11 protein-coding genes are annotated in these 13,818 nt (G+C 74.3%); 7 read left to right on the top strand and 4 right to left on the bottom strand.

Annotated elements, in window-relative coordinates; translation table 11 throughout:
- Positions 1 to 33: 33 nt before the first annotated feature.
- Both O4J56_RS20890 and O4J56_RS20885 read left to right on the top strand, forming a co-directional pair.
- Positions 34 to 1,113: a glycoside hydrolase family 5 protein gene (locus O4J56_RS20890; RefSeq protein ID WP_270687928.1), complete on the top strand. Its 1,080-nt coding sequence runs from the start codon at positions 34 to 36 to the stop codon at positions 1,111 to 1,113.
- A gap of 91 nt (positions 1,114 to 1,204) precedes the next feature.
- Complete coding sequence (locus O4J56_RS20885) at positions 1,205 to 4,090, top strand: DEAD/DEAH box helicase family protein (RefSeq protein ID WP_270687927.1); 2,886 nt, start codon at positions 1,205 to 1,207, stop codon at positions 4,088 to 4,090.
- 18 nt (positions 4,091 to 4,108) lie between these two features.
- On the opposite strand, the gene O4J56_RS20880 is transcribed toward O4J56_RS20885, so the two are convergent.
- Positions 4,109 to 4,447, bottom strand: coding sequence for a hypothetical protein (locus O4J56_RS20880; RefSeq protein WP_270687926.1), 339 nt, complete (start codon positions 4,445 to 4,447; stop codon positions 4,109 to 4,111).
- A 359-nt stretch (positions 4,448 to 4,806) separates the two neighbouring features.
- Between O4J56_RS20880 and O4J56_RS20875 the strand changes: the two genes are divergently transcribed.
- Positions 4,807 to 5,529, top strand: coding sequence for a DUF11 domain-containing protein (locus tag O4J56_RS20875; protein WP_270687924.1), 723 nt, complete (start codon positions 4,807 to 4,809; stop codon positions 5,527 to 5,529).
- Positions 5,530 to 5,693: 164 nt separating this feature from the next.
- Positions 5,694 to 8,312 carry an ATP-dependent Clp protease ATP-binding subunit gene (locus O4J56_RS20870; protein WP_270687923.1) on the top strand — a complete coding sequence of 873 codons (2,619 nt, stop codon included), beginning with the start codon at positions 5,694 to 5,696 and terminating at the stop codon, positions 8,310 to 8,312.
- A gap of 192 nt (positions 8,313 to 8,504) precedes the next feature.
- Here the strand turns inward: O4J56_RS20870 and O4J56_RS20865 are convergent, their stop codons facing one another.
- The 3 genes from O4J56_RS20865 to O4J56_RS20855 form a co-directional block, all read right to left on the bottom strand.
- A complete protein-coding gene (locus O4J56_RS20865) occupies positions 8,505 to 9,368 on the bottom strand; it encodes a deoxyribonuclease IV (RefSeq protein ID WP_270687921.1) in 864 nt (287 codons plus the stop codon).
- Positions 9,369 to 9,382: 14 nt separating this feature from the next.
- The gene (locus O4J56_RS20860; protein ID WP_270687954.1) at positions 9,383 to 10,084 is read right to left on the bottom strand and encodes a DUF817 domain-containing protein; all 702 of its coding nucleotides are present in this window, start codon (positions 10,082 to 10,084) and stop codon (positions 9,383 to 9,385) included.
- Between the two features lie 149 nt (positions 10,085 to 10,233).
- Positions 10,234 to 10,752 carry an LURP-one-related/scramblase family protein gene (locus O4J56_RS20855; protein WP_270687919.1) on the bottom strand — a complete coding sequence of 173 codons (519 nt, stop codon included), beginning with the start codon at positions 10,750 to 10,752 and terminating at the stop codon, positions 10,234 to 10,236.
- Between the two features lie 69 nt (positions 10,753 to 10,821).
- Between O4J56_RS20855 and O4J56_RS20850 the strand changes: the two genes are divergently transcribed.
- The 3 genes from O4J56_RS20850 to O4J56_RS20840 are packed head-to-tail and all read left to right on the top strand — an operon-like array spanning position 10,822 to position 13,603.
- Positions 10,822 to 11,682 carry a Nif3-like dinuclear metal center hexameric protein gene (locus O4J56_RS20850; RefSeq protein WP_270687917.1) on the top strand — a complete coding sequence of 287 codons (861 nt, stop codon included), beginning with the start codon at positions 10,822 to 10,824 and terminating at the stop codon, positions 11,680 to 11,682.
- Positions 11,679 to 12,419, top strand: coding sequence for a zinc ribbon domain-containing protein (locus O4J56_RS20845; protein ID WP_270687916.1), 741 nt, complete (start codon positions 11,679 to 11,681; stop codon positions 12,417 to 12,419). The genes O4J56_RS20850 and O4J56_RS20845 overlap by 4 nt, the downstream gene beginning before the upstream one ends.
- Positions 12,419 to 13,603, top strand: coding sequence for a bifunctional RNase H/acid phosphatase (locus O4J56_RS20840; protein ID WP_270687915.1), 1,185 nt, complete (start codon positions 12,419 to 12,421; stop codon positions 13,601 to 13,603). Before O4J56_RS20845 ends, O4J56_RS20840 begins: the two co-directional genes overlap by 1 nt.
- The last annotated feature ends 215 nt before the right edge of the window (positions 13,604 to 13,818 follow it).

Genomic DNA, 13,818 nt, shown 5'->3' with positions numbered 1-13,818 from the left:
GGCACCCCATCCCCGCTAATGATGGAGAGCCCAATGAGGTCCCCCTTCAGTCCCCGCACGCCCTACGGCCACTCCACCGCCCGACCGCGCCCCGCGCGGCTCCTGCCCGCCGTCGCGGCCGCAGCCTCGCTCGCCGCCCTGGCGGCCTGCGCCCCCGCCGCCGATGCGGTGCCCGCGGCCGGCTCCGCCCCCGCCGCCGCCGGGCCCGTCGACGACTACGGCGCCCTGAGCGTCTGCGGCACCACCCTGTGCGGCGAGGACGGGCAGCCGGTCCAGCTCAAGGGCATGAGCAGCCACGGGCTGCAGTGGTTCGAGCAGTGCATGACCGGCGGCTCGCTCGACGCCCTCGCCCAGGACTGGGGCGCCGACGTCGTCCGCCTGTCCATGTACGTCCAGGAGGGCGGATACGAGACCGACCCCGAAGGCTTCACCGAGCTGGTCAGCACGCTCATCGACGAGGTCACCGCCCGCGGCATGTACGTCGTCGTCGACTGGCACACGCTCACCCCCGGCGACCCCAACGCCAACACCCCCGCCGCCAAGGAGTTCTTCTCCGAGATCGCCTCCCGGCACGGCGGCAACGGCAACGTCCTCTACGAGATCGCCAATGAGCCGAACGGCGTCTCCTGGGGCTCCATCAAGTCCTACGCCGAAGAGGTCATCCCGGTCATCCGCGAGCACGACCCCGACTCGGTCGTGCTGGTGGGCACCCGGGGCTGGTCGTCCCTGGGCGTCTCGGAGGGCTCCGACGAGCAGGAGGTCATCGACGACCCGGTCGACGCCGAGCAGGTCATGTACACCTTCCACTTCTACGCCGCCTCCCACCACGACGCGTACCTGTCCGCGCTGGACCGGGCCTCCCAGCGGATCCCGATGTTCGTCACCGAGTTCGGCACCCAGGAGTACACGGGCGACGGCCCGAACGACTTCGAGAGCTCGCAGCGCTACATCGACCTGATGGAGGAGCGCGGCATCAGCTGGACCAACTGGAACTACTCCGACGACCACCGCTCGGGCGCGGTGTTCGAGGAGGGGACCTGCGACGCGGGCGGCCCCTGGAGCGGCGACAGCCTCAAGCCGGCCGGGCAGTGGATCAAGGACCGCATCGCCTGACCCCGGCCCTGTACCGACCGGCCCTGTACTGACCGCGAACGGACACCGTCGCGGCCGAGGGGCCGTCCGCCCGGCGACCTATGCTGGGCGGATGGCCCCACACTCGCCTTCGCCCGCCCTCGCCGGCGCGCGCTGGCCCGGTGAGTTGCGGCCCTACCAGCGCTCGGTCCTCAAACAGGTGGACGAGCTGTGGGCCGAGGGGCGGCGGCGCACCTGGATCGTCCTGCCGCCCGGCGCGGGCAAGACCCTCGTCGGGCTGGAAGCCGCGCGGCGCCTGGGGCGCCGCACCGTCGTCTTCTCACCCAACACCGCCATCCAGGGGCAGTGGGCCGCGCACTGGCACGCGTTCGAACGGCCCGACGGCTGCGGGGCCGGGACCGACCGCGCCCTCCAGGACGACGTCTCCGTCCTCACCTACCAGTCCCTCGCGGTCTTCGACCCGGACGCCGAGACCGACGAGGAAGGCCGCGAAGAGGGCCGCGCGGCGTCCTCCCTCAAGGAGAGGCTGCACGCCAACGGCGCGGCGCTCGTCGACGCCCTGCACGCCGCTGGGCCCCTGACGGTGCTCCTCGACGAGTGCCACCACCTCCTGCAGGCCTGGGGGCGCCTGCTCGACGAGGTCCTTGCCGAACTCGACGACGCCTACGTCATCGGCCTCACCGGCACCCCCGCCGCCAGCCTCACGGCCTCCGAGAGCGAACTGGTGGACCGGCTCTTCGGGCCTCCCATCACCGGCGCCTCCATCCCCGCCCTGGTGTGCGAGGGCTACCTGGCGCCGTTCGCCGAGCTGGCCTACGTCACCCGGTGCACGCCCGTCGAGCGCGACCACCTGTCCGAGCAGGGGGCGCGCTTCACCGAGATGTGCACCGACCTGCTGGAGCCCGGGTTCGCCGAGACCGACTTCCTGGCCTGGGTCCGGGCCCGCTTCCACGACCGGGAGACCGAGGACGGCGCGCGGCTGCCGTGGTCGCGCATCGCGGGCCAGGAGCCCGACCTGGCCGACGCGGTGCTCCGGCTGCACTACGGAGGGCTGTGCGACCTGCCCGACGGGGCGCGCCTGCTGGAACGCCACCGCCACCCCCCGCGCGCGGAGGACTGGACCGCCCTGATCGGCGACTACGCGCGCCATTGCCTCACCGGCTCGGACGCCGAGCGCGACCGGGCGGCCCGTGAGCGCCTGCGCTCCGCGCTCCCGGCGGTCGGCTACCACCTCACCAAGCGCGGTGTGCGACGGGGCGCCTCGCCGGTCGACCGGGTCGTGGCGCGCAGCGCCTCGAAGTCGTACGCGACCGTCGAGATCGTCGCGGCGGAGAGCGCGGCGACGGGGGAGCGTCTGCGCGCGCTGGTCCTGTGCGACCACGAGCGCGCCACAGCGCGCGCTCCGGCCCGGCTGCGTGGAGTGCTCGACGACGACGCCGGGTCGGCGTGGCTCCAGCTCGACCTGCTCGTCGGGGACGAGCGCACCGCCGGCCTGCACCCGATGCTGGTCACCGGGCGGACGGTCGCGGCGGCGCCGGAGACGGCGGAGGAGTTCATCGCGTTCGCCGGTGAGCACCGCCCCGGCCTGGACCTGCGGGCTGAACCCGCCGAACCCGACGGACGGCTCTGCCGCATCGAGGGGCCGTGGAGCTCGCGGGTGTGGGTGGGCCTGGTCACCCGCTTCTTCGAGGAGGGGCGCTGCCGGGCGCTGGTCGGCACGCGCGCGCTGCTGGGGGAGGGATGGGACGCTCGAGGGGTGAACACCGTCGTGGACGCGACCACCGCCACCACCCCGACGTCGGTCGTGCAGAGCAGGCGGCGCGCGCTGCGGCTCGACCCCGCATGGCCGGAGAAGACCGCGCACACGTGGACGGTGGTGTGCGTGGCCGAGGGGCACCCCAGGGGCGCGGCGGACTGGGAGCGGTTCGTCCGCAAGCACGAGGGGTACCTGGGCGTGGACGCCGACGGCGAGGTGATGAGCGGCGTTGCGCACGTGGACCCGTCGTTCTCCCCGTTCGAGCCGCCCGCCGAGGAGGGGCTGGACGCGCTCAATGCACGCATGCTCGCGCGCGCGGAACGGCGCGGTGAGACGCGCGAGCGGTGGAACATCGGCCGCCCGTACCGCGACGACCTGCTGCCGACCCTGCGCGTGCGGCCGAACGCGGAGCCCGCGGCCGGTGCACCTCCCGTTCCCACCCCGGCGGCGGAGCACGCCGTGCCACCGCCGCGAACACTGCCCGCCGAGCGCGGCGCGATCGACGCGGGACAGGCGCCCGACGCCTGGCGGCAGAAGCGGCGGGCGGTCTCCTTCCCCACGGTCGGCCTGGGGGCGGTGGGGCTTGTCCTCCTCGTCCTCGCGGTCGCGGGCGTACCGGGGTGGCCCGTGGCGGTCGCGGCCGGTGCGTGCTCGGTGCTCGCCGCCGTCGCCGTGCAGAGGAGCACCGCCCGGCGGCGTCTGCGCGCGGCACTCGGACGCCTGCGGGCGGCGGCGCGCCCCGTCGACACGGCCCGGTACGCGTGCGCGGTGGCCGACGCCCTCAAGGCGCTGGGCCGTCCCGGTGCCGGAGCGCAGAACGTGCGCGTATCCGTCGACGCGGACGGGGTGTACCGCTACACGCTCACCGAGGCGGGCCCTGAGGCGGCGGAGGAGTTCACCGAGGCGCTCGACGAGCTGCTGGCGCCGCTGGTGGGCAGCCCGCGCTACATCATCCCGCGCTATGTGGTGGAGGTCCCGGAGGACACCGAGGGCGCCGAGGCCGCCGCCAGGGCCCTCCTGCGGGGCGAACCGGCGGCGAACAGGGCGGTGTACCACGCGGTCCCCTCCGTCTTCGCCCGCAACAAGGAGGACGCCGCCGCGTTCCAGGGGGCGTGGAACACGTGGGTGTCGGCAGGGTCGCCGATCTACGCCGCGAGCGGCCAGGGGAGAGAGGTCCTGGACGTCCACCACGGCACCGACCCGGCGGACGTGACCACGGCCCGGCGCATGGCATGGGCGTGAGGGAGCGGGCGTGAGCCCTCAGGGGCCGTTGTCCTCCAGCAGGTCGGGGGCGTAGAACTCGTCGACCGGGACCGGGCCGCGGTAGCCCTGGCACTTGCACTGGGCGTAGGTGCCGCCGTGCTGGCCGGTCCACCGGCCCGGGATGATCACCTGGGCCTGGCAGAGCCTGCTCTGCTTGTCGTGGAAGACCAGGTGGTGCCCGCAACCGCAGATGGGCTGGGGGGTCCGGGCCTGCTGGGGCGGGGCGTGCTCGGGGAGCGTCCGCTGCGGGGTGCGGTCGCGGCGGGGGAGCATCCGCCCGACGAACACCCCGGCGAGGGCGACCGCGGCACCGACCACGAGTGTCACCGGGTCCACGTTTGCGCACCACCTTTCCGTCCCGGTGGGGGAGAGCCCGCACCGTCCCTCTCATTGTCGCCCAGACGGGCGGCGCGGGGGCGCCGGGGAGACGGGGGATTTCCCGGTCCCGGGCCGTGCGCCACGCTCTGTTCCTGCCACCGGGGCCGCACCCGGAAACGGCCGCGTGGGGACGGTGCCGGATCGGGCCGTCCGGGCACATGGAGGTGCGGAACGGACATGTCCGGTATTTGGTGATCTACGTCGTCAAGGCGGCGGTCCTCGGCATGGCGCGCCCCCGGGGGTGCGGCCCCGTGTTATCAACGTCACCAACGGTGAGTAATCATTTGAACGCGAAAAGTGATCAGGGGGCGTTTCCCGTGCAGCATCCGCGCATCGCGGCGGCCGGAGCCGTCCTGGCGGCCGCCCTGGTCCCCGCGGCTCCGGCCGCGGCGGACGCCGCGCCCGAGGCCTCCGGCCCGGGCGGGGCCCCGGGCGGCCGGGCCGAGGCGCCCGCCGAGGGCGGCTTCGCCGTCCGCATCACCCCCGTCGAGCAGGACCTGCGGCCCGGCGACGCGCTGGAGTACACCGTCGAGGTGGAGAACCGCGGCGGTGAGGACCACCCGGACGCGGTCATCGTCCAGCTGCTCCCGCCCGACCTGGAGGAGCCGCGCGCCTCCGACGAGGGCGAGATCGGGCCGATGCAGGCCACCTGGAAGCGCGGCCTGCCCGCCGACTCGGAGACCTTCGTCGGCGTCTCCGGGCACGTCGGCGAGCCCGACGAGGGGTTCGAGCGGCTGACCACCATCGCGTGCGTCCGGCCCCGCCCCGGCGCGGGCCTGGTGGACTGCGCTTCGCACACCATGCCCATCGCCCCGTCGCCGCCGCTGGGCTGGATCGCCGGGGGAGGCGCGGCCGCGGCGGCCGTCGCCGCCGGTGTGTGGGCGTGGCGGCGCGGCCGGCCCGCGCCGCCCGTGCAGGAGCGGCCGCTGGAGGTGGAGATCGAGCAGGTGGAGCCGGCGGAGGCGGACCCGGCCGCACCGGTCACCGCTTCGGACGCGGACGGGGAGCGGGCCCGGCCCGTCGGCGCCGACCGGGAGTGAACCGCACCGCCCGAATGGCGGGCCTTGCGCCCGCGATGGGGGAACTTTTGGCCGTCGATTGTTGTCCCCCACCAGGGCGTTCGCAACAGTGGGCAGCGGTGCCGACCTCCCCCCTGGCCAGGCGCCACCGGCCTGAGTGAACCCGAGACACTGGGGAGGAAGCCGTGAGCGAATCGCCCTTCGGCTCCATGTTCGATGACGCGTTCCGCCGTTTCGACTACCTGAGCGGTCGGCTGATGGGCGGCCCCGGGGCCGACGTGTGGCCGCCGCGCGCGGGCGGGGTGCAGCGCGTCGACATCGGCCGGCTGCTCAGCGAGCCCGCGCGCGAGCTGGTGGGCGAGGCGCTGGAGCGGGCGGGCGGGCGCGGCTCCCCGGACCTGGACGTGATCGACCTCCTGGCGGCCGCGGCCGACACCGACCCCGCCAGACAGATCCTCGCCGCCGCCGGGGCCGACACGCCGGCGCTGGCCGTGCGCATCGCCGACCTGACGGGGGACGGGACGCCGGGGGAGGCGCCCGAGACCCTTTCCCCGGCCGCCAAGCGCACCCTGCAGGACGCGCTGCGCATCTCCCGCGCGCTGGAGTCCAGCTACGTCGGCGTCGAACACCTGCTGCTGGCGCTGGCCGCCAACCCGCAGTCGCAGGCCTCCCGCCTCCTGCAGGAGCAGGGCGTGGACGCCAACACGCTCCAGGAGGCCATGACCACCGGTGCGCGGGCCGCGCGTTCGGGGGCCGGGCTGTCGGCGTCCGGAGGGCCGGGCGGCCAGGCGCGCGGTGCGTCGTCGACGCCGACGCTCGACGAGTACGGGCGCGACCTGACCGACGAGGCGTCGGAGGGTTCGCTGGACCCGGTGGTGGGCCGCGAGGAGGAGATCGAGCAGGCGATCGAGGTCCTGTCGCGGCGGACCAAGAACAACCCGTGCCTGATCGGGGAGCCCGGCGTGGGCAAGACCGCGATCGTGGAGGGCATCGCCCAGCGCATCGTCAACGGCAGCGTCCCGGAGACCCTCAAGGGCCGCCGGGTGGTGGCGCTGGACCTGACGGGCATGGTCGCCGGGTCGAAGTACCGGGGCGAGTTCGAGGAGCGCATCAAGAAGGTCATCGACGAGATCCGCGAGCACTCCGAAGAGGTCATCGTCTTCATCGACGAGGTGCACACGCTCATCGGCGCGGGCTCGTCCGAGGGCGGGATGGACGCGGCGAACATCCTCAAGCCCGCGCTGGCGCGGGGCGAGCTGCACGTGATCTCGGCGACGACGGTCGACGAGTACCGCAAGAACATCGAGAAGGACGCGGCCCTTGAGCGGCGGTTCCAGCCGGTGTTCGTGGCCGAGCCGAGCGTGGAGGACACGATCGGCATCCTGTCGGGGCTGCGGGACACCTATGAGGCGCACCACCAGGTGCGCATCGGGGACGACGCGTTGGACGCGGCGGCGCGGCTGTCGGACCGCTACATCTCCGATCGGTTCCTCCCCGACAAGGCGATCGACCTGATGGACCAGGCGGCGGCGCGGGTGCGGCTGCGGTCGCTCACCCCGGCCGACGACGCCAAGGAGATGGAAGAGCGCTTGGAGGCGCTGCACCGGGACAAGGACCAGGCGGTCGCGGCCGAGGACTTCGACCGGGCCAAGGAGCTGCGCGAGGAGATCGAGCGGCTGCGCCCGGAACTGGAGGCGGCGCGCGGCGGCCGGGACGAGGTCCCTTTGGTGACGGCGACGGACGTGGCCGAGGTGGTGTCGCGGCGCACGGGGATCCCGGTGGCGCAGCTCACCGAGGAGGAGCGGGACCGGCTGGTGCGCCTCGAAGAGCATATGCACGAGCGCGTGGTCGGCCAGGACGAGGCCGTGTCGGCGGTCTCCGAGGCGGTGCGGCGCGCGCGGGCGGGGTTGTCCGACCCGGACCGGCCCGAGGGGAGCTTCCTGTTCCTCGGCCCCACGGGCGTGGGCAAGACCGAGCTGGCGCGCGCGCTGGCGGAGGTGCTGTTCGGCGGTGAGGACCACATGGTCCGCATCGACATGAGCGAGTACGGCGAGAAGCACACGGTGAGCCGTCTGATCGGGGCGCCTCCCGGCTATGTGGGCCATGAGGAGGCGGGCCAGCTGACGGAGCCGGTGCGGCGGCGGCCGCACTCGGTGGTGCTGTTGGACGAGATCGAGAAGGCGCACCCGGACGTCGTCAACATCCTGCTGCAGCTGCTGGACGACGGGCGGCTGACCGACGGCCAGGGGCACACGGTCGACTTCAGCAACACGGTGGTCATCATGACCAGCAACGTGGGCGCGGAGATGATCCTGGACTGGTCGGGCGGTGAGGAGGAGCTGCGGGACGCGGTCATGGATCTGCTGCTGCGGTCGATGCGCCCGGAGCTGGTCAACCGGATCGACGAGACGATCGTGTTCCACCGGCTGGACCGGGTGCAGCTGCGGCGGATCGTGGACCTGATGCTGGAGAGGACGCGGGAGCGGCTGCGGGGCCAGGGCATCGCGCTGGAGGTGAGCGACGCGGCCAAGGACCGGCTGGGGGAGCTGGGGTACAAGCCCGAGTTCGGTGCGCGGCCGCTGCGCCGCACGGTCCAGCGGGAGCTGGGCAACCGGCTGTCGCGGATGCTGCTGGACGGCGACGCGACCGAGGGGGACACCATGGTGGTGGACGTCGGTGACGGGGATGCCGGGCTGGCGATCACGGTCCGCCGGGGCGGCTCGGCCGAGGCGAGGGTGAGCGAGCCGAGGGCCGATGCCGAAGCGGCGGCCCAGGGCGACGAGGCGGCCCTGGGCCACGCGTGAGGGGTCTCGTCCTCTTTCGCGATGATCTCGACGGAGGTGCTGTCAAAACCGCCGGAATGACAGCACCTTTGTCGAGATCATCGCCGAGGGGGCGGGCGGGTGGTGCAGGCGGCGTCCTGGGTGGCGGAATCACCACCTGAACGGCATGAAAGCGTCGATTCCACGACGCAGGATGCCCGCCCCCTCGTGCCCTTAAGAGCCCGTCACCTCGGTGCGGAGCTCCTTGAGCCTCTGCACGTCCTTGGCGTGCGGGTCGGCCGGGCCGGGCGTCTCCAGGGTCAGCGGGACCCCGGCGGTGACCGGGTGGACGAACAGCTCGGCGAACGGGTCGGCCCCGATCTTGCCCGCGCCGATGTTCTCGTGGCGGTCCTTGTGGCTGCCGCACTCCGCCTTGGAGTCGTTGGCGTGGATGAGCTTCAGCCGGTCGGCGCCGACCACCTCGCCGAACCGGTCGAGCATGGTGCGCATGCCCTCCCGGCTGGAGACGTCGTGGCCCGCGGCGAACACGTGGCACGTGTCCAGGCACACCTGCGCGCGCGGGTGCCAGTCCAGCGCGTCGAGGTACCCGGCCAGGTCGTCCACGGTGGCGCAGAGCACCTGGCCCTGCCCCGCCATGGGCTCCAGCAGGACCGGGGGCACGCTGTCGCCGAGGCGCTCCAGCAGCGGCAGCAGGCGGTCGCGCATACGTGCCAGGCCCTCGTCGCGGCCGCCGCGCACCGCCGACCCGGTGTGCACGACAACGCCCCCGGCGCCGATGTCGGCGCCGCGCCGCAGCGCGTGCTCCAGGGCGGACAGCGACTTGCCGCCGACGGCGTCGTCGGGTGTGCCCAGGTTGATCAGGTAGGGCGCGTGGATGAAGTTCGGGATGTCCGTGCGCTCGCGCAGGGCGGCGTCCTCGTCGGGGTCGCCGTCGGTGACCGCCCACCCGCGGGGGTTGCCGACGAAGACCTGGACCGTCTCGGCCCCGATCTCGGCCGCGTAGGCCAGGCCCTTGGTGGCCAGGCCGCCGGACACGGGGACGTGCGCCCCGATCGGTGATTGCTTTTTCTCGGTCATGGCTGGTCACCAGCCTAAGGCGTGGCGGGGGCCGGGGGCGAGCGGCGGACCTTCCACGTGGCGACCAGGGTGAAGGCGACGGTGACCAGCAGCGCCCAGGCGCCGAACTTGGCCGGGTGCACCATGGCCCAGGCGTCGGCCTGGTGCGGGTACTGCCAGGCGCCCATGAGGGTGGAGGCGTTCTCGGCGACCCACAGGAAGAACCCGATGAGCACGAACGACACGGCCAGCGGCATGCGGTGTCGGGTGGCGCCGACGGTGTAGTGCACCCACACGCCCCAGGTGGCGGCGACCATGGCGGCGGCCAGGGGCAGGCGGATGTCGGGCAGCCAGTGGTGGGTGAGGAAGTTGGCGTAGATGAGGGCGGCGACGACGGCGGTGGCCAGCGGGCGGTAGCCGGTCAGGCGCAGGTCGAACAGGCGCCAGGAGCGCACGACGTAGCTGCCGACGGCGGCGTACATGAACCCGCTGTACAGCGGGACGCCGCCGATCTTGGTGAGGGCGGGCTCGGGGTAGGCCCAGGACCCCATGTGCACCTTGAACAGCTCGAAGACCAGGCCGACGGCGTGGAAGCCGAGGATGGCCAGCACCTCGCGGCCGGTCTCCAGGCGCAGCGCCCAGAAGACGGTGGTCAGGGCGATGCCGTAGGCCAGGAGCGCGTCGTAGCGGGGGACGGCCTCGGGCAGCAGGGTGGACAGGGCCAGCCCGGCGAGCAGGCAGCCCGCGAAGGCGCACGAGGAGGCCTGGAGCAGGCCGAAGCGGAACAGCCAGGCGAGGCGGCGGGCGGCGGCCCGGGCGGCGGCGCGCGCCGCCTCGCCGGCGGCGGCCGCTGCGCCCGCGGCGGGGCGGGCGGGCCCGGGGGCGCTCAGCCCTCCCCCTCTTTCCCCGTCTTCTGCTCCTCGCTGATCGCGTCGACGGCCACGGCTACGGCGACGACCAGGGCGGGGTCGCCTCCGGCGTCGGTGCGGTAGGTGTTGACGTCCACGGCGTAGGTGTCGCGCAGGGAGAACCACTTGCGGGAGATGGCGGCGACCGGGCCGCCGTCGTCGCCGATGGTGTACTCCTTGTCCAGCAGGTCGCCGGTGACCTGCCACTCGGCGCCGTCCTCGAAGTCGACGGACAGGCGGTCGCGGAAGGGGCTGATCAGGTGGCGGCGGACGGTGGCCACCGTCTCGCCGCCGCGTTCGATGCGCATGGTGTCGCGGATGGCGAGCTTCTTCTCCCGGATGGTCAGCAGGAGGCGGCCCTCGGGGTCCTTGAGCTCGAAGGTGGTGCGCAGGCGCAGGGCCTTGCCGTCGACCCAGAAGGCGCGGTCGCCGTTCTCGTCGGTCACCCAGAAGTCGTCGCCGATGTCGAAGACGCGTTCGCGTACGAGGAGTTTCATGCCCCGAGCCTAGGCCGGGCGGCGGCGGCGCGCCTCCGGCCGCTGCGCGGAGGCGCTAATCTGCGGTCCGTGAGTACTCCGAGCGCCCAGGTGACCCTGCACGATGTGACGTCCGCGCTGGAGGAGCTGTACCCGCCCGCCTGGGCGGCCTCCTGGGACGCGGTGGGCCTGGTGGCCGGCGACCCGGAGCGCCCGGTGCGGCGGGTGCTGTTCGCCGTGGACCCGGTGGCCCGGGTCGTGGACGAGGCGGCCGCGTGGGGCGCCGAGCTGGTGGTGACCCACCACCCGCTGCTGCTGCGCGGGGTGACCAGCGTGGCCGCCACCACCCCCAAGGGGCGGCTGGTGCACCGGCTGATCGAGTCGGGGATCGGGCTGTACACCGCGCACACCAACGCCGACACGGCGCGGCCGGGGGTGTCGGACGCGCTGGCGGCGGCCGTCGGGTTGACCGGGGAGCTGCGCCCGCTGGACCCCGACCCCTCGGACCCGGAGGGGCTGCGGGGCATCGGCCGGATCGGCCGCCTGGAGCGGCCCATGGCCCTGCACGAGTTCGCCGAGCTGGCGGCGGCGGGGCTGCCGCGCACGGCGGGGGGCGTGCGGGTGGCGGGGGACCCGCAGCGGACCGTGCACGAGGTCGCGGTCTCCGGCGGGTCGGGCGACTCGCTGCTGGACGCGGCCCGCGCCGCCGGGGTGGACGCCTACCTGACCTCCGACCTGCGCCACCACCCCGCCTCGGAGTTCGCCGAGCACGGCGGGCCGGCGCTGCTCGACGTCGCGCACTGGGCCGGGGAGTGGCCCTGGCTGGCCGACGGCGCCGAGCGGTTGCGGGGCGTACTGAGCGCCCGGGGGGCTACCGTGGAGACCCGCGTATCCGCCACCGTCACCGACGCCTGGTCCCAGGCGTTCCGAGGGAGTCCTGAGCACACGTGAAAGCCGAACCCGAACACCAGATGCGCCTGCTCGACGTGCAGGAGATCGACAGCGCGCTGGCGCAGCTGGCGCACCGGGCCCGCACCCTGCCCGAGATCGAGGAGGTGAAGGCGCTCGACGGGCGCATCACCGAGCTGGGGGACCGGGTGCTGGCCGCCGAGACGGCGCTGTCGGACCTGGACCGGGAGCAGCGCAAGGCCGAGTCGGACGTGGACCAGGTGCGCACCCGCTCCGAGAGGGACCGCAAGCGCCTGGACGCCGGGCAGGTGTCCTCTCCCAAGGAGCTGGAGTCGCTGCAGTCGGAGATCGCCTCGCTCCAGCGCCGCCAGGAGGAGCTGGAGGAGGTCGTGCTGGGCGTGATGGAGCGCCGGGAGGCGGCCGAGGCGGAGCTGGCGCGGCTGCGCAAGGAGCTGGAGGAGGCCCAGGGCGAGCGCGAGGCGGCCGAGGACCGGCGGTCGGCGGCCATGGTCGACATCGAGAGCGAGCGCGGGTCGCAGGCCCAGCGGCGCGAGCGGGTGGCCGCGGATGTGCCCGAGGACCTGCTGGCGCTGTACACCAAGCTGCGCGACCAGTACGGGGTGGGAGCGGCGGCGCTGCGCTACGGCCGGTGCGAGGGGTGCAAGCTGGCGCTGAGCACGGCCGAGCTGGGGCAGATCCGCCAGGCCGAGCCGGACGAGGTGCTGCGGTGCGAGGAGTGCCGCCGGATCCTGGTGCGCACCACCGAGTCGGGGCTGTGATGGGGCGCGCGCTCATCGTCGAGGCCGACGGCGGGTCGCGCGGCAACCCGGGCCCGGCCGGGTTCGGTGCGCTGGTGCGCGACGCCGGGACGGGCGAGGTGCTGGCCGAGGCGGCCGAGGCGCTGGGCACGGCCACCAACAACGTGGCCGAGTACCGGGGGCTGATCGCGGGCCTGGAGGCGGCGGCGCGGATCGACGCGCAGGCGTCGGTGGTGGCGCGGATGGACTCCAAGCTCGTGGTGGAGCAGATGTCGGGGCGCTGGAAGGTCAAGCACCCGGCGATGCGGCCGCTGGCCGAGCGGGCCAAGGAGGCGGCGGCCGGCCTGGGGTCGGTGGTCTACGAGTGGGTGCCGCGGGCGGACAACGCGCATGCGGACGCGCTGGCGAACGAGGCCATGGACGCGGCGGCCGAGGGCCGGCCGGTGCGCCTGGGCGGGGCTGGCGGCGTCGGCGGGGACGGGGTCGGCGGGGAGGCCGCCCCCACCTCTTCGGCCGGTGACACGGCGCCCCCCGCCGCGCGCGCTGGGACGGCTTCGTCGGCGGGAAGCGGATGGTCGGCCGAGCCGGACACGGCGCCGACGCGGCTGGTGCTGCTGCGGCACGGGGAGACGCCCATGTCGGTGGAGCGGCGCTTCGCCGGGACGGGCGACATCGAGCTGACCGAGACCGGCCGCGACCAGGCCCGCCGGGCCGCCCGGGCTCTGGCCGGGGAGGGGTTCGAGGCCGTGGTGGCGTCGCCGCTGCGGCGCACGATGGACACCGCGCGCATCGTCGCCGAGGCGCTGGGGTTGGAGGTCGAGCCCGAGGAGGGGCTGCGCGAGACCGACTTCGGCGAGTGGGAGGGCATGACCTTCGGCGAGGTGCGGGAGCGGCGCCCCGAGGACCTGGCGCGGTGGCTGGCCGACCCGGAGGAGGCGCCGCCGGGCGGGGAGAGCCTGGCGGCGGCGGTTCGCCGCGCGGGCGAGGGCCGCGACAAGGTGGCGGCCCGCCACAGGGGCCGGAAGGTGCTGGTGGTGACGCACGTGACGCCGATCAAGGCGCTGGTGGCCCAGGCACTGGGGGCGCCGGTGGAGGCGCTGTACCGGATGCACGTGGACGTGGCGAGCGTGACCAGGGTGGACGTGTTCAGCGACGGCCCGATGCTGCTGAGGTCGTTCAACGACACCCACCACCTGGAGGGCTGAGGACCCGCACGGGGTACCCCGCTCCCGGGCCTCAGCCGTGCGGCTGAGCTGGTACCCCGCTCAAGGGCCCCGCCCGGGCGGCGGGCCGCCAGAGCGCAGCGAGGACGGCGGCGACGGCAGGGGGCGGTGGCCCTTTCGGCAGCGCTGTCGTCCGTCCGGTGTGTGCGCGGTCACCGGAGCAGGCAGCGACGGAGTGAGCCGGGCGGTTCCCCGGC

It is taken from the genome of Nocardiopsis endophytica, from assembly GCF_027706725.1.
In the GTDB taxonomy this organism is placed as follows: domain Bacteria; phylum Actinomycetota; class Actinomycetes; order Streptosporangiales; family Streptosporangiaceae; genus Nocardiopsis_A; species Nocardiopsis_A endophytica.
This window is presented reverse-complemented; position numbering and strand designations above follow the sequence as displayed.